Below are 25,153 nucleotides of genomic sequence, written 5' to 3'. Positions count from 1 at the left end.
AACACCGCCTCCGGGCGAAGATCCTCCTACACCGCGGGGACGCAGCGGCCGTCCTCCGTGCGGTACTGCCACTTCGCGCCCTCGGTCACCAGCTCCCGCACCGCGTTCACGAAGCGCTCCACGTGCTCGTCCGGTGTTCCCGCGCCGAAGCTCACGCGGATCGCGTTGAGGGACTTCTCGCCCGGGGCCGCCTCGGGGGCGCCGCACTCGCCCTGGGTCTGCGGGTCGGTGCCGAGGAGGGTGCGGACCAGGGGGTGGGCGCAGAAGAGGCCGTCGCGGACGCCGATGCCGTACTCGGCGGACAGGGCGGCGGCGAAGTGGGAGCTGTTCCAGCCCTCGACGACGAAGGAGAGGACGCCCACCCGCGGGGCGTCGTCGCCGAAGAGGGACAGGACCCGCACCTCGGGGACCTCGGCGAGGCCTGCCCGCACCTTCTCGATCAGGTACTGCTCGCGGGCGACCAGCGTGTCGAAGCCCGCCTCGGTGAGGGCCTTGCAGGCGGAGGCGATGGAGTAGGCGCCGATGACGTTCGGGGAGCCCGCCTCGTGCCGGGCCGCGGTCTCGTGCCACTCCACGTCCACTCCCCCGTCCTCCCGCCGCGTGACCTTGCGGCTGGCGCCGCCGCCCGCGAGGTACGGCTCCGCCGTGCGCAGCCAGTCGGCGCGGCCGGCCAGGACACCGGAGCCGAACGGGGCGTACAGCTTGTGACCGGAGAAGGCGACCCAGTCGACGTCCAGGTCACGGATGCTCACCGGGTGGTGCGGGGCCAGCTGGGCGGCGTCCAGGACGATCCGGGCACCATGCGCGTGAGCGGCGGCCGCCAGCTCGCGTACGGGCCACAGCTCGCCGGTGACGTTCGAGGCGCCGGTGACGCAGACCAGGGCCGGGCCGTGGCCCCCTTCAATGGACACAGTGCGGTCGGCGAGGGCGCGCTCCAGGGTCTCGACGGCCTGGCGCGGGGTGCGGGGGGCGTCGAGGTAGGTGACCCGGGCGTCCTTCCACGGCAGCAGCGAGGCGTGGTGCTCGGTCTCGAAGACGAAGACCTGGCAGTCGGCGGGGAGCGCGGCGGCGAGGAGGTTCAGGGAGTCGGTGGTGGAGCGGGTGAAGACCAGCTGGTCGTCGGCCCGGCAGTCGAGGAACTCCGCGACCGTCCTGCGGGCGTTCTCGAAGAGGTCCGTGGAGAGCTGGGAGAGGTAGCCGGCACCGCGGTGGACGCTGCCGTAGTACGGGGCGTAGGCCGCCACGTCGTCCCAGACGCGCTGGAGGGCGGGGGCACTGGCCGCGTAGTCGAGCGCCGCATAGGTGACTTCGCCGCCCGTGACGAGCGGGACGGTGACATCCCGGCCCAGAACGGGCAGCGGGGCACAAAGAGACTGGGCGGCGGCAGCGGTGGAGACGGACATGGGTGAACTCCCGTGAAAGCAGGCTGAATTCACCACGCGAGCACCCGTACGACGGATATGGCGGAGGGTATGGCTCAGCGTGGGTGAAGGAGAAAAAGGGGGATGCGGAGGCGGGGCTCTGCGGCCCTATCGCATTCGCTTGCTCACGGAAGGCTCCTCGACGACCAGGACCCCTGGTTTCTCGAGGGGTCCGCGCTTGCCGTAGACCTCGCTGCCTACGACCTGGTCTTCACCCGGGGCACCCCGCCACGGACGGAGGGTTGCCGGACAGTCGGCCGGGGCCTCATGACTGTCGCTCATGACCTGGACAGGAACGTACGTGAAGTGATCGCGGTCCCGCAACTCGTGTCCGGATTACGGGACCGCGTCCCGGCTGTCTTACGCGTTGCTGGCCGCCACCCAGCGCTCCAGCGCCCGCTTGGCGGAGCCGGAGTCGACGGCCTCCGCGGCCTTCGCCATCCCGGCCCGCAGCTGCTCGGCGAGCGGTGCGTCCGTCGGGTCCAGGGCGACCAGCGCGGCCGCCGAGTTCAGGAGCACCGCGTCCCGTACCGGTCCCGTCTCGCCGTCGAGGAGGCGGCGGGCGATCTCGGCGTTGTAGGACGGGTCACCGCCGCGCAGGGCCTCCACCGGCACCAGCTCGATGCCGACGTCCCGCGGGTCGAAGGACTCCTCGGTGACCTTGCCGTCCCGGACGGTCCAGACGCGGGAGGTGGACGTCGTCGTCAGCTCGTCGAGGCCGTCGTCACCGCGGAACACCAGGGAGGAGTTGCCGCGTTCGGCGAAGACACCCGCGATGATCGGTGCCATGCGCGGGTCGGCGACCCCGACGGCCTGGGCACGCACCTTGGCCGGGTTGGTCAGCGGACCGAGGGCGTTGAACACCGTCCGGATGCCCAACTGGCCGCGAGCCGCGCCCGCGTGACGCAGCGCCGGGTGGAACTTGATGGCGAAGCAGAAGGTGATCCCGGCCTCCTCGGCGACCTCGGCCACCCGCTGCGGGGACAGGTCCAGATTGACGCCCAGCTTCTCCAGGACGTCCGAGGAGCCCGACGCCGACGAGGCCGCGCGGTTGCCGTGCTTGACGACCTTCGCGCCCGTGCCGGCCACCACCAGCGCCGACATCGTGGAGATGTTCACTGTCTTCGCGCCGTCGCCGCCCGTGCCGACGATGTCGACCGTACGGCCCGACACCTCGATCACGTTCGCGTGCTCGTACATCGTGCGCACGAGCCCGTTGATCTCCTCGACGGTCTCGCCCTTGGCCCGCAGGGCCACCACGAACCCGGCGATCTGCGCGTCGGTGGCCTCGCCCCGCATGATCCGGTCCATCGCCCAGGCCGTCGCGTCGGCGCTCTGGTCGTGGCCGTACAGCAGGGCGTTCAGCACCTCGGGCCAGGAACGGCCCGCCGCGGTGTCGCCTCCAGCGGGGGTCACAGCGCTCATAAGCCGCTCCTGGGTCAGTCCGGTCCCGCTCTACGGGACGCGCGTCTCAACGGGTCCACCCTATCCAGCCGCGGGGCACGGCGAAGGGCCCCGTCCGAACACCGGACGGGGCCCTTCGCTGGTTGCGTGGCGACCCAGTGATCAGTGGTGGCCGTGGCCGCTCGTGATCTCCTTGTACTCCTCGACGGTCGGCTTGGCGATCTGGCTCTCCTCGCCGTAGTACGCCTTGCTCAGCTTGGCGCGTACCTTCTCGGAACGCTTCACCTTGCGCTCGACGCCGTTCTCGTCGACCGTCGGGCCGATCTCGGCCGGCGCGTACTGCTCGTGCGAGGTGAGCGTGTACAGCTGCTCCTGGCTGAGCGGCTCGTGGACCTCGATGTACTCACCGTGCGGCAGGCGCTTGATGGTGCCGGTCTCGCGACCGTGCAGCACCTTGTCCTTGTCGCGGCGCTGGAGGCCGAGGCAGATCCGCTTGGTGATGACGAAGGCCAGGACCGGTCCGGCGAAGAAGCCGATCCGGACGAACCAGGTGACCGCGTTGATCGACAGATGGAAGTGGGTGGCGACGATGTCGTTGCCACCGCCGATCAGCATGATCATGTAGCCGGTGACCCAGGCGACGCCGAAGGCCGTACGGGTCGGGGCGTTGCGCGGCCGGTCCAGGATGTGGTGCTCGCGCTTGTCGCCGGTGATCCAGGACTCGATGAACGGGTAGAGCGCGATCACACCGAGGAACAGACCGAAGAGCACCAGCGGGATGAACACGCCCAGGACGAGCGTGTGACCCCAGAAGTTGATCTCCCAGCCCGGCATGGCGCGGACCAGACCCTCGGCGAAGCCCATGTACCAGTCGGGCTGGGCGCCGGTGGACACCTGGTCCGCACGATACGGGCCCAGGGCCCAGATCGGGTTGACGGACGCGATGCCGGCGAGGGCCGCGATGGCACCGAAGACCAGGAAGAAGAAGCCCCCGGCCTTGGCCATGTAGACCGGCAGCAGCGGCATGCCGACGACGTTCTTGTTGGTCCGGCCGGGACCCGCGAACTGCGTGTGCTTGTGGTAGAAGACCAGGATCAGGTGGCCGACCACCAGACCGAGCATGATGCCCGGCAGCAGCAGGATGTGGATCGAGTAGAACCGCGCGACGAAGTCGCCGCCCGGGAACTCCCCGCCGAACAGGAACATCGAGATGTACGTGCCGACGATCGGCACGGACAGGATCGCGCCCTGGGTGAAGCGGACACCGGTGCCGGAGAGCAGGTCGTCCGGGAGCGAGTAGCCGGTGAAACCGGTGAACATGCCCAGGACGAACAGCAGGAAGCCGAACAGCCAGTTGATCTCACGCGGCTTGCGGAACGCGCCGGTGAAGAAGACGCGCATCATGTGCACGAACATGCCGGCGAGGAAGATGATCGCCGCCCAGTGGTGGATCTGCCGGATGAGCAGACCACCGCGGACGTCGAAGCTGATGTCCAGCGTGGAGGCGAACGCCTCCGACATCAGCTGTCCCTGCAGCGGGACGTAGCTGCCGTGGTACTCCACCTCGTTCATCGACGGGTGGAAGAACAGCGTCAGGTACACACCCGTGAGGATGATGATGATGAAGCTGTAGAGGCAGATCTCGCCCAGCATGAAGGACCAGTGGTCCGGGAAGATCTTGCGCATGTTGGCCTTGGCCAGGGAGTAGATCCCCAGCCGGCCGTCCGCCCAGTCGGCCACCCGCTCGCCTGCGGGTGCCTTGCGGCGGTCGTCGTTGTTACTCATCCGCGCTCCCAGAAGGCAGGACCGACGGGCTCTTCGAAGTCGCCAAGCGCCTCAAGGTAGCCCTCGTCGTTCACGCCGATGCGCAGCTGCGGCAGGGCGTGACCGGCCGGGCCGAAGATCACTCGGGCACCGTCGGACAGGTCGAAGGTGGACTGGTGGCAGGGGCACAGCACGTGGTGCGTCTGCTGCTCGTACAGCGAGATCGGGCAGCCGACGTGGGTGCAGATCTTCGAGTACGCCACGATGCCCTCGTGCGACCACTCGAGCTCGCGCTTGTCCTTGATGTTCTCCGGCTGGATCCGGACGATCATCAGGGCGGCCTTGGCGATCTCGGTCTGGAAGTCGTGGTCGTGCTCCTCCAGGCCCTCCGGCTTGGCGAAGGTGAGGGAACCGACGGCGACGTCCGAGGGACGCAGCGGCTCGTTGGTGTTCATGTTCACGAGCAGCTTGCCCTTGGCCCACAGCGTGTGGCGCAGCTTGTCCTCGGGCAGCGGGCCCAGGTCGCGCAGCAGCACGACACCGGAGAGCGGGAACAGGGCCAGCGCGCCGAACATCGTGGTGCGGATCAGCTTGCGGCGGCCCAGCGCGGACTCCTTGGCGCCGTCCCTGAAGTCGGCCATGACCTTGGCCTTGACCTCGGGGGACGCCTCGATCGGGTGACGCTCGTCGGCGATCTCCACGTCGGACATCAGGGTGCGGGCCCAGTGGACCGCCGCCGCGCCGATGGCGAACAGGGAGACACCCAGCGTCATGCCGAGCGCGAAGTTCAGCGCGCTGATGTGCCCGAGCGGGAAGATGTAGACCGACTCGTCGACCGGGATCGTCACGAACGAGGCGATGAAGCCGACGGTCGCCAGCATCGACAGCGTGAACAGGAAGGCGACCGTACGCTCGGACCGCTTGGCGGCCCGCTCGTCGATGTCCTGCATCCGGTGCTCGTGGGGCGGCAGCCCGGGGTCGGCGAACGGGTTCTTCTCGTCCGCGACGGTCACCGCACCGTGGGCACCGTGGTCGTCCTGCTCAGCGGGCAGGTTCTCTTCTGGAATGTCTTGGCTACTCATGACTTCTTGGCCTTTGCGGTCCGGGCGGCGACCCACACGGCGACGGCGATCAGTCCGCCGAGACCGAAGATCCAGCCGAACAGACCCTCACTGACCGGCCCGAGGCCGCCCAGCTCGAGACCGCCGGGGCTCTCCGTCTCATCTCCGTTGACCGCGTTCAGGTACGCGATGATGTCCTTCTTGTTCTGCTCCGACAGCGTGGTGTCGGGGAAGGAGGGCATGTTCTGCGGGCCGGTCTGCATGGCCTCGTAGATGTGCTTCGGGTCCACGTCCTCGATGGTCGGAGCGAACTTGCCCCGGGTGAGGGCACCGCCCTTGCCGGTGAAGTTGTGGCACTGCGCGCAGTTGGTGCGGAACAGCTCGCCGCCCTTGGCGATGTCCGCGCCCTCCGGACCGTACTCGGCCTCGGTCGGAATGTTCGGGCCGGCGCCGAGCGAGGAGATGTACGCGGCGAGCTGGTCGATCTCGGCCTGCGTGTAGACGACCTTCTTCCGCGGCACCTGGGCGCCCTGGGAGGTCGCCGCGGGCATACGGCCGGTGCCGACCTGGAAGTCCACGGCCGCGGCGCCCACGCCGACCAGGCTCGGACCGTCGGAGCTGCCCTGACCGCCGGTGCCGTGGCAGCTGGCGCAGCCTACGGCGTAGAGCTTCTTGCCCTCTTCGATGGCCAGGGACTGGGCGGTTTCATCTGCCTGCGCCTTGCTCGCGGGTGCGAACGCGGCGTACAGCCCCCCGGTGCATGCCAGCGCGAGGAGTAGGACGACGAGCGCCGCCAGCGGATGGCGTCGTCGTGCGGAGAGCTTTTTCACGGATTACCCCGGTGTCAGGATCTTCTGCGTCGATGCTTCTGGGATGGGTGCGGGATCGGGCCCGGCTACTTGATCATGTAGATCGTGGCGAAGAGGCCGATCCAGACGACATCGACGAAGTGCCAGTAGTAGGACACGACGATCGCGGCGGTCGCCTGCTCGTGGGTGAACCTCCTGGCCGCGTAGGTGCGCCCGAGGACCAGCAGGAAGGCGATGAGGCCGCCCGTCACGTGCAGGCCGTGGAAGCCGGTGGTCAGGTAGAAGACCGAGCCGTAGGGGTCGGAGGAGAGCGAGAGACCCTCGTGCTTGACCAGCTCGGTGTACTCGTACACCTGGCCGCCGATGAAGATCGCACCCATGATGAAGGTGACGATGAACCAGCCCCGGAGCTTCTTGACGTCACCGCGCTCGGCGGCGAACACGCCGAGCTGGCAGGTGAGGGAGGAGAGCACCAGGATCGTGGTGTTGGTCGCCGAGAACGGGAAGTTCAGGAAATCTGCCTTCTCCTTCCAGAACTCGGGTCCCGTCACCGATCGCAGGGTGAAGTACATCGCGAAGAGGGCCGCGAAGAACATCAGCTCGGAACTCAGCCAGATGATGGTTCCGACGCTGGTGAGGTTCGGCCGGTTGACCGACGGGTGCGCGTGCCCGGTTTCTACTGTCGTTGCTGTCGCCACGACCGACATTATGTCGGTCGCTTATCCCGCCCTCACTCCGGGGGGTGCCGTTCGGAGTGTTCGCACTGTGCGGAGGGCCCGTATGGCCCATCGGAGCCCTGTTCCGACAGGTGTTGACAGGCTGTTGAGGGGAGTAGCATCCGCCTCATCGGTACCCGGATGTTCCACACCCAATGACGCGGAGGAACCATGCAGGCGACCGCCACGGTGCTGGTCTACAGCGACGACGCCACCACCCGCGAGCAGGTGCGGTTGGCCGCCGGCCGCCGGCCCGCTCCGGATGCGCCCCTGGTCGAGTTCATCGAGTGCGCGACGCCTCCGGCGGTTCTGCGGGAGTTGGACAGGGGCGGCATCGATGTCGTCGTCCTGGACGGCGAGGCGGTGCCCATGGGAGGTATGGGGCTGTGCCGGCAGATCAAGGACGAGGTGTTCCAGTGCCCGCCGGTGCTGCTGCTCATCGGGCGGCCCCAGGACGCGTGGCTGGCCACCTGGAGCCGGGCTGACGCGGCTGTGACGCTGCCCGTGGAGCCGGTGGAGTTCGCGGGGGCGTTGGCTTCGTTGCTGCGGAGGAAGCGGCTGCTGAGCGCCTGAGAGGGGTGCGGGCGCCTGCGCGGCTGACGGGGTGCGGGCGCCTACACGGACGTGGGCCGCAGTCTTGACGTGTCCTGTCGGGGCCTCTGCTCGCCGCTCGTCAAGGCGCTGCCCGTGGTCCACTTCGTCCAGTCGATGTTCCAGTCACCGAAGCCGTTGCCGAACGTCTCCATCGTGTGGCCGTAGCTGTTGACGACCTGGACGATGTCGCCCTGGCGGACGTTCGCGAAGAACCAGGCGGCGTTGGCGGTGCTCATGCCGGTGCAGCCGTGGCTGACGTTGGCGTAGCCCTGGGAGCCGACGGACCAGGGGGCGGCGTGGACGTACTCGCCGCTCCAGGTGACGCGGGTGGCGTAGTAGACGGGCAGGTCGTACGACTCCGCGGAGCCCTCGGCGATGCCGACGGTGGTGCCGCGCATCCGTACGAAGTACTCCTTGCCCAGGACGACCTTGACCCCGTTGCGGGTCTCGAAGCCGGGCTTGCCGGTGGTGACCGGTATTCGTTTGATCTCCTCGCCGTTCTTGAACACGGTCAGGTTGTGCGCCGAGGCGTCGGTGAGGGCGATGACGCGGTCACCGATGGTGAGTTCGAGGTCCTGGGTTCTGCCGCCCCACAGGCGGTCGCCGACCTTGATGCCGTCCAGGTTGCTGTGGGCGCGGATCGCGGCGTGGGCGGGCCAGTAGTCCTTCGGGCGGTAGTGGAGCTTCTTGTCGTCCACCCAGTGCCAGGCGCCCTGCACGGAGGGCTTGGCGTCGACCTTGAGGGCGCGTTCGACGATGGCGCGCTGGGCGGCGTCCTTGATGGGCTGGCTCAGTTCCGCGGTGACGGGCTGGCCGACGCCGTAGGTGCCCGTCTGGGGGCCGAACGTCACCGTCAGGAGCTTCTTGGTGCTGGGCATGCCCGTGTCGAAGGTGAGGACCCGGCGGCCGGGGGCGCCGTCCTCGTCCTCGGTGCTCACGCGGACCGTGTAGCGGGCGTTGGCGGCGAGGGGCTCGGTGCTGTGCCAGCGGCTGCCGTCGGCGGCGAGTTCGCCGGCCACGTAGCGGCCCGCGGCGTCCACGGCGGTGACGTCCGTGATGCGGCCGCCGGAATCCTCCGTGGTGATCTCCAGGGGCTTGTCCGGGTCTGCTTTCCTGCCTTCGGCTCGGGGGCCGTTGAAGGAGATCTGGTCCGTCGCGTCGTAGGGACGCGAGGCGAGCGGGTTGCCGTCCGAGTCGCAGGCGGTTGCGCCCTCGACCAGGGCGATCACCAGCAGCGTGCAGCTGACGACGGTGCGGGGGCGGGGTGAGTGGCTCATGAGGATCACGCTAGGGAGCCATGTCAACGGCGGCGCGCCGGGAGACACGGACGGGTGATGTGCATTGCGGCAAAGGCAGGAGCCCGGACCCTCCTGACGGAGTGTCCGGGCTCCTGCCGCGTTCAGCGCGTGTTACTGGGTGCGGTTCTCACCGCGGTAGTACTCGAAGACCCAGCCCCAGATGCCGATGAGGATCAGCGGGGCGGAGAAGTACAGCAGCCACCAGCCGACCGCGACCCCCAGGAAGGCGAGGGCGCCGCCGATGGCCAGGGAGAGCGGCTGCCAGCTGTGCGGGCTGAAGAAGCCCAGCTCGCCGGCGTCGTCCGCGACGTCCGCCTCCTTGTTGTCCTGGGCACCGGTGTCGACCCGCCGGGCGGTGAAGCCCAGGTAGAAGCCGACCATGATGCACAGGCCGAAGGCCAGGAAGAGGGCCGTGGTGCCGGCCGGCTCCTTCGACCACACGCCATAGACGACCGCCATGGCGAGGACGAAGACGCTCAGCCAGATGAACATCTTGCCCTGGATCTTCACTTGCCGGCCTCCTTGCTGCCCGCGATGGCACCGGCACCGGCGTGCTCGAGCTGCTCGAGCGCGGCGATCTCGGGGTGGTGCAGGTCGAACGCCGGGGATTCGCTGCGGATCCGCGGCAGGGTGAGGAAGTTGTGCCGCGGCGGCGGGCAGGAGGTGGCCCACTCCAGGGAGCGGCCGTAGCCCCACGGGTCGTCGACGCCGACCGGCTTGCCGTACTTGGCCGTCTTCCACACGTTGTAGAAGAACGGCAGGATCGACAGACCGAGCACGAACGAGCTGATCGTCGAGATCGTGTTCAGGGCGGTGAAGCCGTCGGCGGCCAGGTAGTCCGCGTACCGGCGCGGCATGCCCTCGGCGCCCAGCCAGTGCTGCACCAGGAACGTGCCGTGGAAGCCGACGAACAGCGTCCAGAAGGTGATCTTGCCGAGGCGCTCGTCCAGCATCTTGCCGGTCCACTTCGGCCACCAGAAGTGGAAGCCGGAGAACATCGCGAAGACGACGGTGCCGAAGACGACGTAGTGGAAGTGCGCCACCACGAAGTACGAGTCGGAGACGTGGAAGTCCATCGGCGGCGAGGCCAGGATGACACCGGTCAGACCACCGAAGGTGAAGGTGATCAGGAAGCCCGTCGCCCACAGCATCGGGGTCTCGAAGGACAGCGAGCCCTTCCACATCGTGCCGATCCAGTTGAAGAACTTCACGCCGGTCGGGACGGCGATGAGGAACGTCATGAAGGAGAAGAAGGGCAGCAGCACACCGCCGGTGACGTACATGTGGTGCGCCCACACCGTCACGGACAGACCGGCGATCGAGATGGTCGCCGCGATCAGGCCCATGTAACCGAACATCGGCTTGCGCGAGAACACCGGGATGACCTCGGAGATGATTCCGAAGAACGGCAGGGCGATGATGTACACCTCTGGGTGTCCGAAGAACCAGAAGAGGTGTTGCCACAGCAACGCGCCGCCGTTGGCCGAGTCGAAGATGTGCGCGCCGAACTTGCGGTCCGCCTCCAGGGCGAACAGCGCGGCCGCCAGGACCGGGAAGGCCAGCAGGACCAGGACACCGGTCAGCAGCACGTTCCAGGTGAAGATCGGCATGCGGAACATGGTCATGCCCGGGGCGCGCATGCAGATGATCGTGGTGATGAAGTTGACCGAGCCGAGGATGGTGCCGAAGCCGGAGAAGGCCAGACCCATGATCCACATGTCGGCGCCGATGCCCGGGCTGCGGACCGCGTCCGACAGCGGGGAGTAGGCGAACCAGCCGAAGTCGGCCGCGCCGTCCGGGGTGAGGAAGCCACCGACGGCGATGAGCGAGCCGAACAGGTACAGCCAGTAGGCGAACATGTTCAGCCGGGGGAAGGCCACGTCGGGCGCGCCGATCTGCAGCGGCATGATCCAGTTCGCGAAGCCGGCGAACAGCGGCGTCGCGAACATCAGCAGCATGATCGTGCCGTGCATCGTGAACGCCTGGTTGAACTGCTCGTTCGACATGAGCTGCAGGCCCGGGCGGGCCAGCTCGGCGCGCATCAGGAGCGCCATCACGCCACCGATGATGAAGAACGCGAACGAGGTGGCGAGGTACAACGTGCCGATCGTCTTGTGGTCAGTGGTGGTCAGCCACTTGACGACGACTTCGCCGCGGCGCTGGCGCCGGACCGGCAGCTCGTCCGCATAGTGGGACCCTGCTGCCGCGGCACCCTGGGGTTCGTTGAGGATGCTCACAGGTTTGTCGTCTCCCGGTTCTTCTCGTGGCTCGTCTGCTCGATGCCCGCGGGAACGTAACCGGTCTGCCCCTTCTTGGCGAGGTCCTTGAGGTGCTGCTCGTAACGCTCGGGGGAGACGACCTTCACGTTGAACAGCATCCGGGAGTGGTCGACGCCGCAGAGCTCGGCGCACTTGCCCAGGAAGGTGCCCTCCCTGTTGGGGGTCACCTGGAAGGCATTGGTGTGGCCCGGGATGACGTCCTGCTTCATCAGGAACGGCACCACCCAGAAGGAGTGGATGACGTCACGCGACGTGAGGACGAAGCGGACCGTCTTGCCCTCGGGGAGCCAGAGGGTCGGACCGGGGTTGTTGGTCTGCGGGTTCCGCTCACCGGGGGTGCCGCAGGTGTAGACGCCGCCCGCGTCGGCCGGGAAGTCCTTCTTGTACCGGTCCGGAATCGCGTTCAGGTTCTCGTCGGTCTTCGCGTCACCGGTGGAACCGTCGACGTTCTCGATGTAGTTGAAGCACCAGCTCCACTGGAAGCCGACCACGTTGACCGTGACATCGGGCTTCTTCTCGAGGCTGAGCAGCTTCGACTCGTCACGGGCCGTGAAGTAGAAGAGGACCGACACGATGATGATCGGGACCACCGTGTACAAGGCCTCGATCGGCATGTTGTACCGGGTCTGCGGAGGAACCTCCACCTTGGTGCGGCTGCGCCGGTGGAAGATCGCACTCCAGCAGATCAAGCCCCACACCAGCACGCCGACGGCGAGCGCGGCAGCCCAGGATCCCTGCCACAGGGAGAGGATCCGCGGAGCCTCTTCCGTGGTGGGGGTGGGCATACCAAGGCGGGGGAAGTCCTCCCATGTGCAACCGGTGGCGGTCGCCAGGACCAGGCCCGCGGTCATTGCCTGCAGCAGCTTCCGCCGCATCGGGCGCCGCGGCGAGCGGTCGGAGCCGTTGGGACTCACGTAGCGCCTTCCCGAGAGTCTCGCCCGCGCGTGTTGGCTGCGGCCTTCTCGCTGGTCGGTCGCCGCCCTGCGTCGGGCAGGGGTTTGGATGTTTATGCGGACCAAACCCTAGCCGACGCCCTCCGGGGGTTCGCGGGGAGGGTGGCATACGCGCCGCGGGTGACCCCGAAGGGGTGGGACGGGGCGCCTAATAGCTCGGGGATGGGGCTTGTTGGGCGTGTGCGGGTGGATTGTGGCTGGTCGCCCCCCACTCTCGGCTGCGCTCGAGCGGGGGACCCCCGTCGCGGTGGCGCCCCACATCGAAACAGCGCCGCCCCTTGAGGTCCGCTGCCCTCCCCAAGCTCTAGCGTTGACCTGTGTCCTACTTCGATGCCGCCTCCGCCGTTCCCCTTCATCCCGTGGCTCGTCAGGCCTTGTTGGCCTCGATCGACGAGGGATGGGCCGATCCCGCTCGGCTGTACCGGGAGGGGCGCAGGGCGCGGATGTTGATCGACGCGGCCCGGGAGGCCGCTGCTGAGGCCGTCGGGTGCCGGGCGGACGAGTTGGTGTTCACCTCGTCGGGAACGCGGGCCGTGCACAGCGGTGTCGCGGGGGCGTTGGCGGGGCGGCGGCGGGTGGGGCGCCACCTGATCGTGTCATCCGTCGAACACTCCTCGGTGCTCCATTCGGCGGAGGTGTTCGAGGCGGACGGCGGGGTCGTGACGCGGGTGCCGGTGCTGCGGTCGGGGGCCGTGACCGTGGAGTCGTACGAGGAAACCCTGCGCTCCGACACCGCGCTGGCCTGTCTGCAGTCCGCCAACCACGAGGTGGGGACCGAGCAGCCGGTGGCGGCGGTGGCCGAGGTGTGCCGGGAGGCGGGGGTGCCGTTGCTGGTGGACGCGGCCCAGTCGTTGGGGTGGGGGCCGGTGGAGGGGCCCTGGTCGCTGCTGACGGCGAGTGCGCACAAGTGGGGCGGGCCGTCGGGGGTGGGGCTGCTGGTGGTGCGCAAGGGCGTGCGGTTCGCGCCCCGAGGGCCCGTGGACGAGCGGGAGTCGGGGCGGGCGGCCGGGTTCGAGAACATCCCGGCGATCGTGGCGGCGGCGGCCTCGCTGCGGGCGGTGCGCGCGGAGGCGGTGGCCGAGGCGGTACGGCTGCGGGAGTTGACGGAGCGGATCCGGGCGCGGGTGCCGGACCTGGTGCCGGATGTGGAGGTGGTCGGGGATCCGGAGCGCCGGCTGCCCGGGGTCGTCACGTTCTCGTGTCTCTATGTCGACGGGGAGACTCTGCTGCACGAGCTGGACCGGGCCGGTTTCTCCGTGTCGTCCGGGTCGTCGTGCACGAGCAGCACGCTGACGCCCAGCCATGTGCTGAAGGCGATGGGGGTGCTGAGTGAGGGGAACGTGCGGGTGTCGCTGCCGCCGGGGACGGCGGAGGAGGACGTGGAGCGGTTCCTCGCGGTGCTGCCGGGGGCGGTGGCGGGGGTGCGGGAGAAGCTGGGGGCGCCCGCGCCCACGGCTGTCGTACGGGAGCACGAGCTGGTCGTGGACTCCCTCGGCAAGCTCTGCCCCATCCCCGTCATCGAGCTGGCGAAGGTCATCGGGGACGTGCCGGTCGGCGGCACGGTCCGCGTCCTGTCGGACGACGAGGCGGCCCGGCTCGACATCCCGGCGTGGTGCGCGATGCGGGGGCAGGAGTACATGGGCGAGGAGCCGGCGGACCGGGGCTCGGCCTATGTCGTCCGCCGACTCGTCTAGGGCCTGTCCGGCGGATCAGGTCGCGGGAAGCCGGCGATGACTCATCAACGCAGGTGAGCGGGGCGATGGGGTCCCCCCGGCGCGAGGCTGTTCGAGCGTGGGAGAGCGTCCAGCTGCAAGGCGGAGGAGGGCGTCGGCGCGATGGGGGTCCCGCCGCGCGAGCGAAGCCGAGCGTGGGGAGAAGCCGAGAGCGGGGGAGGGCGTGCCAAGCCCCGCGTCTACGGCATGATCCGCCGGACAGGCCCTGGGGCAGGTCCCGTGGGATCAGCCCGCCGCAGAGGTGGGTGCCGAGACCCGTAGCCCGACGCGGGTACCGGGCCCCGCGGCCCGGCTCGGGGCTGCGGGGCTGGTCGGCCTCGGCGCGGGGGCGTGGGTGTGCCCCCGCGCGGGCTCGGGTGCCGGAGCTCACGGCTCCGGGGTGATCGGGAGGGCCGGTCCCGACTCAGCCCAGGTGCTTCTGGACCTCGGTGGCGGCCTCGTCGCCGTAGGCCTTGGTGAAGCGGTCCATGAAGTGGGCGCGGCGGAGCTGGTACTCCTGGGTGCCGACCGTCTCGATGACGAGGGTGGCCAGCATGCAGCCGATCTGGGCGGCGCGCTCCAGGGAGACGCCCCAGGCCAGGCCGGAGAGGAAGCCGGCGCGGAAGGCGTCGCCGACGCCGGTCGGTTCGGCCTTGCGCTCCTCCTCGGGGCAGCCGACCTCGATCGGGTCCTCGCCGGCCCGCTCGATGCGGACGCCGCGCGAGCCGAGGGTGGTGACGCGGTGGCCGACCTTGCCGAGGATCTCCTCGTCGCTCCAGCCGGTCTTGGACTCGATGAGGCCCTTCTCGTACTCGTTGGAGAAGAGGTAGGTCGCGCCGTCCAGCAGGATGCGGATCTCCTCGCCGTCCATGCGGGCGATCTGCTGGGAGAAGTCGGCGGCGAAGGGGATGTTCCGGGAGCGGCACTCCTCCGTGTGGCGGAGCATCGCCTCGGGGTCGTCGGCGCCGATCAGGACCAGGTCGAGTCCACCGACGCGGTCGGCGACGGTCTTCAGCTCGATGAGGCGGGCCTCGCTCATCGCGCCGGTGTAGAAGGAGCCGATCTGGTTGTGGTCGGCGTCCGTGGTGCACACGAAGCGGGCGGTGTGCAGCGTCTCGGAGATGCGGACGGACTCGGTGTCCACTCCGTGCCGGTCGAGCCAGGCGCGGTACTCGTCGAAGTCGGCGCCCGCGGCGCCGACCAGGATGGGCTTCGTGCCGAGCTGCCCCATACCGAAGGCGATGTTCGCGCCCACCCCGCCGCGCCGTACGTCCAGCTTGTCGACCAGGAACGACAGCGAGACCGTGTGGAGCTGGTCCGCGACGAGCTGGTCGGCGAAGCGGCCGGGGAACGTCATGAGATGGTCGGTCGCGATGGAGCCGGTGACTGCGATGCGCACGGCGTGGATTCTCCTGTGGGAGGTGGATTGACAGTTCACGCTACCCGGTGGACCGGCGCCACTGAAGCAGACGAAACTACCCGATAGTAGATCTTTCTTCGCGGGCTCGACCATGCGTACGGTGCCGCTATGACGAACCTCAAGGTCCACGCTCCCGCTCCGGTCGACCTCGAAGGCGACCTGGCGTCGCTGCGCGGGGACTGCGCCCGGATGGCTCCGCACTGGACCGCCCCGGAGAAGATCGCCACCCGTCCCGTGCCGCCGTCCCTGATCCACGGGGTGACCGTCCCGGCGGCCTCGGCACGGATGCTGGAGGCGATGCCCGACTACGGCAACTGAGTCTCACTCCTTCTTCCGCCGTTCGTCGGCTTTCTTCGGCAATTCTTCGGCGGGGAGCGCCCGGCAGGGAACCGTGCGCTCCCCCGCCGCGTCCCATCGCTGTCCCCCGTCGAGGGGATGTGAGGTACGACAGCAGGGCAGCCGAAGGAGCGATGCGGTGAACACCGAGCGACCCGACAACGACGACACCGCGCGCGGGCCGGAGGACCGGGGTACGCCGGAGGAGACCCGTTCGGGGGAGACCCGTTCGCGGGAGAGCCGTTCGGAGGAGACGTCTGCGCGGGACTCGGGCGCGGAGAACGTCGAGGCAACCGCCGAGGAGAACGTCGAGGCAACCGCCGAGGAGAACGTCGAGGAGGACGAGGAGAGCGCCGAGAAGGGCGCCGCCTCCGAGCCGGCCACCTCGGGGTCCCCGACTTCCACGGCTTCGGAAGGTCCCGAGGCTTCCAAAGCTCCCAAGACCCCCGAGGCCCCCAAGACCTCCGAGACCCCCGATGCCTCCGATGCCTCCGATGCCGAGGAGCCCGCTGCCGCCTCCTCCGCCGACGACGAGTCCTCGGCCGGATCCCGTCGCCGCTCCTCCGTCCTCATCGCCTCCGTCGCCGCAGCCGTGCTCCTCGTGGGCGGCGGGGGCGCCTACCTCGCCGCGAACACGATCGGCGGCTCGGGCGGCGGCTCGGACGCGGGGGCGCCCTCGGGGGACGGCACTCCCCCGGCGCTCGTCCTCGACGACTACGCCGGCAGCCCCTCCGGCGGCACCACGAACGGCATCGCACCCGGCGAGCCGAACCCCTACGGGGTGACGTACCGGGCCGACGGCACTCTTCCGGACGGCCCCGACTCCGCGCCCGTGTACTGGGCGAAGGGCCAGGTCACGAAGGACGAGGTGGCCCGGCTGGCGGCCGCGCTGGGTGTCGACGGGACGCCGGTCACCGAGGGGCAGGAGTGGAAGGTCGGCTCCGGCAAGGACGGCTCGGGCCCGGTGCTGCGGGTGAACAAGCAGGCGCCCGGCCTGTGGACGTTCAGCCGGTACGCGCCCGGCACCGACGCCTGTGAGGGCGGCGCCGAGGTCTGCACCCAGGATCCCGTGGCTCCGGCCGGCGACCCGGTGAGCGAGGCGGCCGCGAAGAAGGCGGCGGCGCCGGTCCTGAAGGCGGTCGGCCAGGACGACGCCAAGATCGACGCGAGCCAGCTCATGGGCGCGCAGCGGGTCGTGAACGCGGACCCCGAGGTCGGCGGCCTGCCCACCTACGGGTGGACGACCGGCGTCACCGTCAGCTCCCAGGGCGAGGTCGTCGGCGGGAGCGGGCAGCTGGAGACGCCGGCGAAGGGGAACACGTATCCGGTGCTGAGCGCGCAGGAGACGCTGGACCGGATGAACGCGGCTCCGGGGGCGACGGACCACCGGATGGGCATCGGCGGCTGTGCGAGCCCGGTGCCGCTGGAGGACCGGCTGGAGAGCCCGTGCGGTGGGTCCACGGACGTTCCGCAGAAGCAGTCGCTCACGGTCGGGGACGCGGTGTTCGGGCTCGCCCCGCATGCCTCGGGCGGGCGGCAGGTGCTCGTGCCGTCCTGGCTGTTCGAGATCGAGGGGGCCGGGGACGGCTACACGGTGACGCACCCGGCGGTCGAGCCGGAGTACCTGGTCTCGTCCACGGCGGCCACGCCGTCCGAACCGCCGGCCTCCGGCGCGCAGACCAGTGAGGTGAAGGTCGAGGGGTACACGGCCGAGGGCAGGGAGCTGACCGTGAGCTTCACGGGCGGGGTGTGCTCCACCTACAAGGCGACGGCGGTCGAGAGCGAGAACGAGGTGAAGGTCACCGTGACCGCGACGACCGAACCCGACAAGATCTGCATCCTGATCGCCAAGGTGTTCCACCAGACCGTTCAGCTGGACGAGCCGCTCGGCGGGCGGACCGTGGTCGGGTCGGACAACCGGGAGATCCCGCTGGAGAAGCCCGGGGCACGGCTGCCGCAGTAGTCCGCTCCCCCGTACGCGAAGGCGGCGGCCCCCTCGGAGGGGGCCGCCGCCTTCGCGTCGTTCAGGGACGGCTCAGCTGAAGGAGTCGCCGCAGGCGCAGGAGCCGGTCGCGTTCGGGTTGTCGATCGTGAAGCCCTGCTTCTCGATCGTGTCCACGAAGTCGATGGTGGCGCCGCCCAGGTACGGGGCGCTCATCCGGTCGGTGACGACCTTGACGCCGCCGAAGTCCTTCTCCACGTCGCCGTCGAGGGAGCGCTCGTCGAAGAAGAGCTGGTAGCGCAGGCCGGAGCAGCCGCCGGGCTGGACGGCCACGCGCAGGGCGAGGTCGTCACGGCCTTCCTGGTCGAGCAGGGCCTTGACCTTCGACGCGGCGGCGTCGGTCAGGATGATGCCGTCGGTGACGGTGGTGGTCTCGTCCGATACGGACATCTACATCTCTCCCGGGTTGTACGGAGACTGCTTGCCGACGGTTGCAACCGGCGGGGCCGCGGATTCATTCCGGGCCGAGGATCGTGTTTCCACTTCTTTCCTCTTCCTGCCTTTCATGCTCGCACACGCGCGTCGGAGCGAACAGCAACCGCCGGGGCCGGGCCGCGGTCGGGTCAGGGATTCACGTCACATCGACGCAATGACCATCGTCAAAGTGACGTGAAGCAGGTTATGATATTAAGCGTCAGTTCGACGAAAAGTAGAAAGGGTGCGTGTCGTGACCACCGCCCAGACCACGGAGCTCGACGTACAGCCGACTCCGCTCGCCCTGTTGCTGCTCGGCCGTGAGGCCGACCCGAAGAGCGAGCGGGGCGTCGAGTGCCCCGGCGACCTGCCCTCCCCGTCCGACCCGGACCTCGTGGAGCGGGCCCGCGCCGCCAAGGAGAAGCTCGGTGACAAGGTCTTCGTCCTCGGTCACCACTACCAGCGCGACGAGGTCATCCAGTTCGCCGACGTCACGGGCGACTCCTTCAAGCTGGCCCGGGACGCGGCCGCGCGCCCGGAGGCCGAGTACATCGTGTTCTGCGGTGTGCACTTCATGGCGGAATCCGCGGACATCCTGACCTCCGAGGACCAGAAGGTCGTCCTGCCCGACCTCGCCGCCGGCTGCTCGATGGCCGACATGGCGACGGCCGAGCAGGTCGCCGAGTGCTGGGACGTGCTGACCGAGGCGGGGATCGCCGAGCAGGTCGTGCCCGTCTCGTACATGAACTCCTCCGCGGACATCAAGGCCTTCACGGGCAAGCACGGCGGCACCATCTGCACGTCGTCGAACGCCAAGCGCGCTCTGGACTGGGCCTTCGAGCAGGGCGAGAAGGTCCTGTTCCTGCCGGACCAGCACCTGGGCCGCAACACCGCCGTCCGCGACATGGGCATGTCCCTGGACGACTGCGTGGTCTACAACCCGCACAAGCCGAACGGCGGTCTGACCGCCGACGAACTGCGCGCCGCCAAGATGATCCTGTGGCGCGGCCACTGCTCCGTCCACGGCCGCTTCAGCCTCGACTCGGTGAACGACGTCCGCGCCCGCATCCCCGGCGTGAACGTGCTGGTCCACCCGGAGTGCAAGCACGAGGTCGTGGCCGCGGCGGACTACGTCGGGTCGACCGAGTACATCATCAAGGCCCTGGAGGCCGCCCCGGCCGGCTCGAAGTGGGCCATCGGCACCGAGCTGAACCTCGTGCGCCGGCTGGCGAACCGTTTCGCGCCCGAGGGCAAGGAGATCGTCTTCCTCGACCGCACGGTCTGCTTCTGCTCGACCATGAACCGCATCGACCTCCCCCACCTGGTCTGGGCCCTGGAGTCCCTGGCCGAGGGCAAGCTGGTCAACCGCATCGAGGTCGACAAGGAGACCGAGGCGTTCGCGAAGCTGGCGCTGGAGCGGATGCTGGCGCTGCCGTAGGCCTCACCGCGCTCCGGCACCGGCGTGCGTGGTCACGCCGGTGCCGGGGTGCTGTGGGGGTGCGCGGGGTCGACGGAGAAGACGGTCCCGTCGGGGGTGATCACCACGAGCGCGCCCGCCTGGCGGAACATCGCCGGGGTCCAGCCGTTGCTCACCGCCCGGCTCGCGCGCGGGAGGGACTCCCACAGCACGGTGCCCTCGCGGGTGTCCAGGGCGGCCACCCGTCCGGTCACACTGGCGAGGAACACCGCCGTACCCCGCGGGTCCGCCATCGGCTGCCCCGGCCGTTCCAGGGTCGTCCGGGTCTGCCACAGCCGCTTGCCCGTGGTCGGGGAGACGGCAGTGACCAGGCCGTTGGAGGCTGCGAAGCAGAGCACCCCGCCGACCAGCGCCGCCTGCCCGGCCGGGTCCCCCGCGAGTGGCACCGTCCGCCGGGCCCCGCTCGCCCGGTCGACGAGCACCACGCGCGCGTACGCCGGGTCGTCGGAGGAGCTCTCCAGACTCGCCTTGTTCTGCTCCACGAACACCAGCGAGTCGTCGAGCGCACCGAGATGGACGCTGTGGGGCGCGAGCGTCGCCAGCGGGCGGGTCGTGCCGTCGGCCGGGTCGACCGAGATCAGCCGGACGCCCGGGCTGTCACCGTCGTACCTGCTGCACAGGGCGTACAGAGCAGCGCCGGAGCCCTCGAAGACACACGAGTGGTCGGCCGGCAGGGGCGCCGACCAGCGGCGGGCGCCGTCCAGGAGGGAACGGGCGGTCACCGTGCGGCCGTCGGCGTCCTGGATCAGGGCGAGCCCGCCCGCCAGGCCCGGAGCGCCGTTCTCCGCGGTCACCGGGCGGGACCACAGCTGTCTGCCGGTGTCGGCGTCGAGGGCCACCACGGACGGGGTGCGGCCGTCCCCCGACCCGAGGAGCACGGACTGCCGCACCAGCACCACCCCGTCGTGGGCCCCGAGGATCCACCCCTCGTAGCCGCCGGCCTCCTTCCCGTACGGCGCGGTGTCGGCCCGCCACAGGGTGCGGCCGGTCAGCGCGTCGAGGCGGACCGGCGGGACGCCGCCTCCGGCGCAGTAGACGGCGTCGGCGTTCAGCGCGCAGGACGGGGTCCCCGTGTCCCCGGGGGATTCCGGGGCGTGGATGACGCCGCTTTCGGCGTCCTCGCGCACCGTGGTGCTCCAGGGCTTCCAGCCGGCCGGCACGGCCGCCCAGCGGGAGGCCGCCGCCGTGCTGGAACGGCCCGCGTCCGCGGTACCGCGGCTTTCCAGCGAACCGAGGACGAGGTAGACCGCGAGGGCGACGGCGAGCACGCCGGTCACCCCGGTCAGGGCGAGCAGGCGGCCGCGGCGCCCCGCGGACGGCACGGCGACCGGCGCACGGCTCGCCTCGGGAACGGGCCGGCGCAGCGCCACGGTGGCTGTGTCCCCGGGCGCAGAGCGCTCCTCGGGCAGGATGACCGCGAACTCCTTCAGCAGCTCATCCAGTGTCGGCCGCTCGCCGGCGGACTTGGCCAGGCAACGGACCACGATCGCGCGCAGAGACGGAGGCAGGTGCTCCAGCGCCGGTTCCTCGTTCATCACCCGATAAGCCGTCAGATAAGGGCTGTCGGCGTCGAACGGGCCGCGGCCGGTCGCCGCATACGTCAGGAGGGCGCCCAAAGAGAAGACGTCGGTGGCCGGGCCCACCGAGCGGGCGTCCGTGAGCTGCTCCGGTGACATGAAGGGCGGGGTGCCGATCATGTGACCGGTCTCGGTGAGCGTCTGGTTCTCCGTCACGCGCGAGATGCCGAAGTCGATGACGCGGGGCCCGTCCTCGGCCATCAGGACGTTACCGGGCTTGAGGTCGCGGTGGACGACGCCCGCACGGTGGATGTCGCGCAGCGCCTCCACCAGGCCCAACGCCAGCCGCCGCAACTCCGCGCCCCGCAACGGGCCGTCGGCCTTGATCCGCTCGGCGAGCGAGGGCGCGGCCACGTACTGGGTGGCCATCCAGGGCCGTACGGCGTCCGGGTCCGCGTCCACGACCGGTGCGGTGAAGGCACCGCTCACCTTGCGGACGGCCTCGATCTCCTGGCGGAAACGGGTGCGGAAGACGGGGTCCTCGACGTACTGGGCGTGCACCACCTTGACGGCGACTTCCCGGCCGGATCTGGATGTGGCCCGGTAGACGACCCCCATGCCGCCGGCCCCGAGCCGGTCGACGATCCGGTATCCGCCGAGCGACCTCGGGTCGTCCTTGTGCAGTGGCACCGCCCCGATCCCCTTCCCCCGCAGAGCAGTTCGAGTTCACAGGATATGAAAACCCCGCGGGGGAAGGGGGGTCGGCCGGGCCGTTCCCACACGTCCTACACGCCGGCCGGCTCCGGCACCCCCTCCGGCTCGGGCTGCCGCTTCGCCGCCCGCTTCTTCGCCCGGCGCTCCTTGCGCAGTTCGAGCATCGCGTAGAGGGTCGGGACGAGGAGCAGGGTGAGCAGGGTCGAGGTGATCAGGCCGCCGATGACGACCACCGCCAGCGGCTGGGCGATGAAGCCGCCCTCGCCGGTGACGCCCAGGGCCATCGGCAGCAGGGCGAAGATGGTCGCCAGGGCCGTCATGAGGATGGGCCGCAGACGGTGGCGGCCGCCCTCGACCACGGCCTCGACGACGCCGTAACCCTGTTTGCGGTACTGGTTGATGAGGTCGATCAGGACGATCGCGTTGGTCACCACGATGCCGATCAGCATCAGCATGCCGATCATCGCCGGGACACCCATCGGGGTGCCCGTGGCGACCAGCAGGCCGATCGCGCCGGTCGCCGCGAACGGGACGGAGACCAGCAGGATCAGCGGCTGCGCGAGCGAACGGAAGGTCGCCACCAGCAGCATGAAGACGATCGCGATCGCCGCGAGCATCGCCAGGCCGAGGTTCTTGAAGGCGTCGTCCTGGTCCTGCGAGACACCGCCGATCTCGGCCGTCGCGCCCGCCGGGAGCTTCAGCGCGTTCAGCTTCGACGTCAGGTCCGCGCTCACCGCGCCCGTGTTGTCGCCGGTCGGGCGGGCGGTGATCGTGGCCGCGCGCTGACCGTCGATGCGGGTCATCGAGACCGGGCCGTCCACCAGCTGGACGGTCGCGATGTCGCCCAGCTTCACCGCGCCCAGCGGCAGCGCCTTGAGCTGCGCCAGTGTCCGGGCCGGCTTCGCCGACGTGATGACGACGTCGCGCTCGGTGTCGTCCAGGATCGCCTTCGCGGCCGGCGTCCCGCGCACCGCCTGCGCGACCGCCGCGCCCAGCGTCTGCTCGTCGAAACCGGCCGCCGCCGCCTTGGCGTCGGCCTTGACCGAGATGCGCGGCACGCTCTGCGACAGGTCGCTGGTGACGTCCGTGACGTCGTCCAGGCCGGCCACCGTGGAGCGGACCTGCTCGGCCGCCGTGCGCAGCACCTCGGCGTCGGCCGCCTTCACGACGACGCTCAGGTCCTGGCTGCCGAAGCCGTCACCGGCCGCGACCGTGGTGGTGCCGATGCCCTTGAGCCCGGCCAGGCCCTTCTCGACACGGTCCTGGACGTCCTCGTACGAGGCCGAGTCCTCCAGCATCACCTGGTACGAGGCCTGGTTGGTGTCCGTGCCGCCGCCGAAGGCCGCCATGAAGCCGGAGGAACCGACGGTGACCTGGTAGTCCTTCACGCCCTCGGTGCCGGCGAGCAGTTGCTCGACCTTCTTCGCCTGGACGTCCGTCGCCGCCAGGCTGGTGCCCGGCTCCAGCTTCTGCTTGACCGTCAGGACCTGCTGCTCGCCCTGGTCGAAGAAGTTGGTCTTGAGCAGGGGTGCCATGCCGAAGGTGCCGATGAGGACGACCACCGCGATCGCCACGCTCGTCAGACGGCGCCGGGTCGCGAAGCGCAGGACGGGGACGTAGAAGCGCTGCAGACGGCTCTTCGCCTCCATCGCCTCCGCCGCGCGGCGGGCTTCCTCGGCGTCCTCGGGAGTGCCCTTCGGGGCGCGCAGGAACCAGTACGACAGGACCGGGACGACCGTCAGCGACACCAGCAGGGAGGCCAACAGGGCCGCCGTGACCGTGAGGCTGAACGCGCCGAACAGGGCGCCCACCATGCCGCCGACCAGGCCGATCGGCAGGAACACGGCGACCGTGGTGAGGGTGGAGGAGGTGACCGCGCCGGCCACCTCACGGACCGCGGTGATGATCGCCGTCTGCCGCTCCTCGCCGTAGCCGAGGTGGCGCTTGATGTTCTCCAGGACGACGATCGAGTCGTCGACGACCCGGCCGATCGCGATGGTCAGGGCGCCCAGCGTCAGCATGTTCAGCGACAGGTCGCGCGTCCACAGGACGATCAGGGCGAGGACGACGGACAGCGGGATGGACACCGCCGTCACCAGCGTCGAGCGGACCGACGCCAGGAAGACCAGGATGACGAGGACCGCGAAGAGCAGACCGAGCGCACCCTCCGTCGTCAGGCCGTCGATGGCCTTCGACACGGCCGGTCCCTGGTCGCTGACGACCGTGATCGACGCACCGGAGCCGAGGTCCTCGCGCAGCCCGGGCAGCTTGTCCTCGACCGCCTCGGAGATGGCGACCGCGCTGCCGTCGTGGTCCATGGTGACGGCGACCGAGAGGCTGGGCTTGCCGTCGGTGCGGGTGATCGAGTCGGCCGGGGCCTCCTCCTGCCGCACGGTGGCGACGTCACCGAGGCGGACCGGCTTCTTGCCCGCCGTACCCGGGACCATCAGGTCCTGGATCTGCCGCAGGGAGGTGTAGCCGCCGCCGACCTGGACGGTGCGGTTGGCGCCGGCCTCGTCGAAGGAGCCCGCCGGGACGGTCGCGCCGCCCGCCTGGAGCGCCTGGGCGAGCGCCTGCGGGGCCAGCCCGGCCCGGGCCAGCTTCGCGTCGTCGGGCGTGACGGAGACCTGGAGGTCGCGCACGCCGTCGACGGTGACCTGGCCGACGCCGTCGATGTCCCTCAGCGCCGGGACGACCGTCCGGTCGAGCTGGTCGGCGAGGGCCTGCTGGTCCTTGTCGGAGGTGACGGCGAGGACCACGGTCGGCATGTCGTCGGTGGAACCGGCGACGACCTGCGGGTCCACCGAGTCCGGGAGCTGGACGCGGGCCCGGTTGACGGCCTGCTGGACGTCGGCGACGAGCTGCTTGGTGTCGTTGCCGTAGTCGAAGGACGCCATGATGAGGGCGTTGCCCTCACTGGCCGTCGAGGTGACACCGGTGATGCCGTCGACGCCCTCGAGGTTGTCCTCGATCGGCTCGATCACCTGCTTCTCGACGACGTCCGGGGAGGCGCCCTGGTAGGGCGCGAGCACGGACACCATCGGCAGTTCGATGGTCGGCAGCAGCTGCTGTTTGAGCTGGGGGATCGCGATCGCGCCGAACACGAGCGCGATGATGGACATCAGGCCTATGAGGGCACGTTGCGCGAGGCTGAATCTCGACAGCCAGGACATCAGTTCAGGGTCTCTCTTCTGTGAGCGGCAGAAGCGTGCCGGGCACATATGAGCGCCCGCCCCTACACCCTGAGCCACGAGGGACGGCT

The 25,153-nt window shown here is 69.8% G+C and carries 19 protein-coding genes and 1 riboswitch; of the genes, 5 read left to right on the top strand and 14 right to left on the bottom strand.

Annotated features, from left to right (window positions below):
• Positions 1–26: 26 nt before the first annotated feature.
• The 6 genes from IE263_RS20085 to ctaE form a co-directional block, all read right to left on the bottom strand.
• Positions 27–1,403 carry an aminotransferase class V-fold PLP-dependent enzyme gene (locus IE263_RS20085; RefSeq protein WP_189938471.1) on the bottom strand — a complete coding sequence of 459 codons (1,377 nt, stop codon included), beginning with the start codon at positions 1,401–1,403 and terminating at the stop codon, positions 27–29.
• A gap of 187 nt (positions 1,404–1,590) precedes the next feature.
• A riboswitch (SAM riboswitch) is annotated at positions 1,591–1,707 on the bottom strand.
• 74 nt (positions 1,708–1,781) lie between these two features.
• The gene (trpD, locus tag IE263_RS20080; RefSeq protein WP_189938469.1) at positions 1,782–2,846 is read right to left on the bottom strand and encodes an anthranilate phosphoribosyltransferase; all 1,065 of its coding nucleotides are present in this window, start codon (positions 2,844–2,846) and stop codon (positions 1,782–1,784) included.
• A 141-nt stretch (positions 2,847–2,987) separates the two neighbouring features.
• The gene (qcrB, locus tag IE263_RS20075) at positions 2,988–4,610 is read right to left on the bottom strand and encodes a cytochrome bc1 complex cytochrome b subunit (RefSeq protein WP_189938467.1); all 1,623 of its coding nucleotides are present in this window, start codon (positions 4,608–4,610) and stop codon (positions 2,988–2,990) included.
• The gene (gene qcrA, locus IE263_RS20070) at positions 4,607–5,671 is read right to left on the bottom strand and encodes a cytochrome bc1 complex Rieske iron-sulfur subunit (RefSeq protein ID WP_189938465.1); all 1,065 of its coding nucleotides are present in this window, start codon (positions 5,669–5,671) and stop codon (positions 4,607–4,609) included. The genes qcrB and qcrA overlap by 4 nt, the downstream gene beginning before the upstream one ends.
• A complete protein-coding gene (gene qcrC, locus IE263_RS20065) occupies positions 5,668–6,480 on the bottom strand; it encodes a cytochrome bc1 complex diheme cytochrome c subunit (RefSeq protein ID WP_189938463.1) in 813 nt (270 codons plus the stop codon). The genes qcrA and qcrC overlap by 4 nt, the downstream gene beginning before the upstream one ends.
• Before the next feature lie 65 nt (positions 6,481–6,545).
• A complete protein-coding gene (gene ctaE / locus IE263_RS20060) occupies positions 6,546–7,166 on the bottom strand; it encodes an aa3-type cytochrome oxidase subunit III (protein WP_189938461.1) in 621 nt (206 codons plus the stop codon).
• A gap of 180 nt (positions 7,167–7,346) precedes the next feature.
• Between ctaE and IE263_RS20055 the strand changes: the two genes are divergently transcribed.
• Positions 7,347–7,748, top strand: a complete 402-nt coding sequence (locus IE263_RS20055; RefSeq protein ID WP_189938459.1) for a response regulator — start codon at positions 7,347–7,349, stop codon at positions 7,746–7,748.
• 41 nt (positions 7,749–7,789) lie between these two features.
• Here IE263_RS20055 and IE263_RS20050 read toward each other — a convergent pair whose 3' ends face one another.
• From IE263_RS20050 to ctaC, 4 genes are all read right to left on the bottom strand, one after another.
• Entirely contained in the window at positions 7,790–9,046 is a 1,257-nt protein-coding gene (locus tag IE263_RS20050) for a L,D-transpeptidase (protein ID WP_189938457.1), read from the bottom strand.
• Positions 9,047–9,178: 132 nt separating this feature from the next.
• The gene (locus IE263_RS20045; RefSeq protein WP_189938455.1) at positions 9,179–9,577 is read right to left on the bottom strand and encodes a cytochrome c oxidase subunit 4; all 399 of its coding nucleotides are present in this window, start codon (positions 9,575–9,577) and stop codon (positions 9,179–9,181) included.
• On the bottom strand, positions 9,574–11,304 hold the full coding sequence (gene ctaD, locus IE263_RS20040; protein WP_189938453.1) for an aa3-type cytochrome oxidase subunit I: 1,731 nt from the start codon (positions 11,302–11,304) through the stop codon (positions 9,574–9,576). The genes IE263_RS20045 and ctaD overlap by 4 nt, the downstream gene beginning before the upstream one ends.
• Positions 11,301–12,260 carry an aa3-type cytochrome oxidase subunit II gene (ctaC, locus tag IE263_RS20035; RefSeq protein WP_189938451.1) on the bottom strand — a complete coding sequence of 320 codons (960 nt, stop codon included), beginning with the start codon at positions 12,258–12,260 and terminating at the stop codon, positions 11,301–11,303. The genes ctaD and ctaC overlap by 4 nt, the downstream gene beginning before the upstream one ends.
• Before the next feature lie 356 nt (positions 12,261–12,616).
• On the opposite strand from ctaC, the gene IE263_RS20030 reads away from it, so the two are divergent.
• Complete coding sequence (locus IE263_RS20030; protein ID WP_189938448.1) at positions 12,617–13,993, top strand: cysteine desulfurase/sulfurtransferase TusA family protein; 1,377 nt, start codon at positions 12,617–12,619, stop codon at positions 13,991–13,993.
• Between the two features lie 442 nt (positions 13,994–14,435).
• Here IE263_RS20030 and IE263_RS20025 read toward each other — a convergent pair whose 3' ends face one another.
• A complete protein-coding gene (locus IE263_RS20025; protein WP_189938446.1) occupies positions 14,436–15,410 on the bottom strand; it encodes a carbohydrate kinase family protein in 975 nt (324 codons plus the stop codon).
• A gap of 129 nt (positions 15,411–15,539) precedes the next feature.
• On the opposite strand from IE263_RS20025, the gene IE263_RS20020 reads away from it, so the two are divergent.
• Together IE263_RS20020 and IE263_RS20015 are read left to right on the top strand one after the other, a co-directional pair.
• On the top strand, positions 15,540–15,749 hold the full coding sequence (locus IE263_RS20020) for a hypothetical protein (protein ID WP_189938444.1): 210 nt from the start codon (positions 15,540–15,542) through the stop codon (positions 15,747–15,749).
• Between the two features lie 157 nt (positions 15,750–15,906).
• On the top strand, positions 15,907–17,730 hold the full coding sequence (locus IE263_RS20015; RefSeq protein WP_189938441.1) for a hypothetical protein: 1,824 nt from the start codon (positions 15,907–15,909) through the stop codon (positions 17,728–17,730).
• Positions 17,731–17,802: 72 nt separating this feature from the next.
• Here the strand turns inward: IE263_RS20015 and IE263_RS20010 are convergent, their stop codons facing one another.
• On the bottom strand, positions 17,803–18,159 hold the full coding sequence (locus tag IE263_RS20010) for a HesB/IscA family protein (protein ID WP_006135694.1): 357 nt from the start codon (positions 18,157–18,159) through the stop codon (positions 17,803–17,805).
• Between the two features lie 277 nt (positions 18,160–18,436).
• On the opposite strand from IE263_RS20010, the gene nadA reads away from it, so the two are divergent.
• Positions 18,437–19,621, top strand: a complete 1,185-nt coding sequence (gene nadA, locus IE263_RS20005) for a quinolinate synthase NadA (protein WP_189938439.1) — start codon at positions 18,437–18,439, stop codon at positions 19,619–19,621.
• A gap of 32 nt (positions 19,622–19,653) precedes the next feature.
• Here nadA and IE263_RS20000 read toward each other — a convergent pair whose 3' ends face one another.
• Positions 19,654–21,867 (bottom strand): serine/threonine-protein kinase, encoded by a 2,214-nt coding sequence (locus IE263_RS20000; protein ID WP_189938437.1) that lies wholly within the window; start codon positions 21,865–21,867, stop codon positions 19,654–19,656.
• 95 nt (positions 21,868–21,962) lie between these two features.
• Positions 21,963–25,064: an efflux RND transporter permease subunit gene (locus tag IE263_RS19995; protein ID WP_189938435.1), complete on the bottom strand. Its 3,102-nt coding sequence runs from the start codon at positions 25,062–25,064 to the stop codon at positions 21,963–21,965.
• Positions 25,065–25,153 lie beyond the last annotated feature (89 nt).

Source organism: Streptomyces aurantiogriseus (assembly GCF_014649375.1).
In the GTDB taxonomy this organism is placed as follows: Bacteria; Actinomycetota; Actinomycetes; order Streptomycetales; family Streptomycetaceae; genus Streptomyces; species Streptomyces aurantiogriseus.
This window is presented reverse-complemented; position numbering and strand designations above follow the sequence as displayed.

Excerpts from the sequence above, each read along its gene's own strand:
- IE263_RS20085 (WP_189938471.1), bottom strand. The coding sequence starts at position 1,403 with ATGTCCGTCTCCACCGCTGCCGCCGCCCAGTCTCTTTGTGCCCCGCTG.
- trpD (WP_189938469.1), bottom strand. The coding sequence starts at position 2,846 with ATGAGCGCTGTGACCCCCGCTGGAGGCGACACCGCGGCGGGCCGTTCC.
- qcrB (WP_189938467.1), bottom strand. The coding sequence starts at position 4,610 with ATGAGTAACAACGACGACCGCCGCAAGGCACCCGCAGGCGAGCGGGTG.
- qcrA (WP_189938465.1), bottom strand. The coding sequence starts at position 5,671 with ATGAGTAGCCAAGACATTCCAGAAGAGAACCTGCCCGCTGAGCAGGAC.
- ctaE (WP_189938461.1), bottom strand. The coding sequence starts at position 7,166 with ATGTCGGTCGTGGCGACAGCAACGACAGTAGAAACCGGGCACGCGCAC.
- IE263_RS20055 (WP_189938459.1), top strand. The coding sequence starts at position 7,347 with ATGCAGGCGACCGCCACGGTGCTGGTCTACAGCGACGACGCCACCACC.
- IE263_RS20050 (WP_189938457.1), bottom strand. The coding sequence starts at position 9,046 with ATGAGCCACTCACCCCGCCCCCGCACCGTCGTCAGCTGCACGCTGCTG.
- IE263_RS20020 (WP_189938444.1), top strand. The coding sequence starts at position 15,540 with ATGACGAACCTCAAGGTCCACGCTCCCGCTCCGGTCGACCTCGAAGGC.
- IE263_RS20010 (WP_006135694.1), bottom strand. The coding sequence starts at position 18,159 with ATGTCCGTATCGGACGAGACCACCACCGTCACCGACGGCATCATCCTG.
- IE263_RS19995 (WP_189938435.1), bottom strand. The coding sequence starts at position 25,064 with ATGTCCTGGCTGTCGAGATTCAGCCTCGCGCAACGTGCCCTCATAGGC.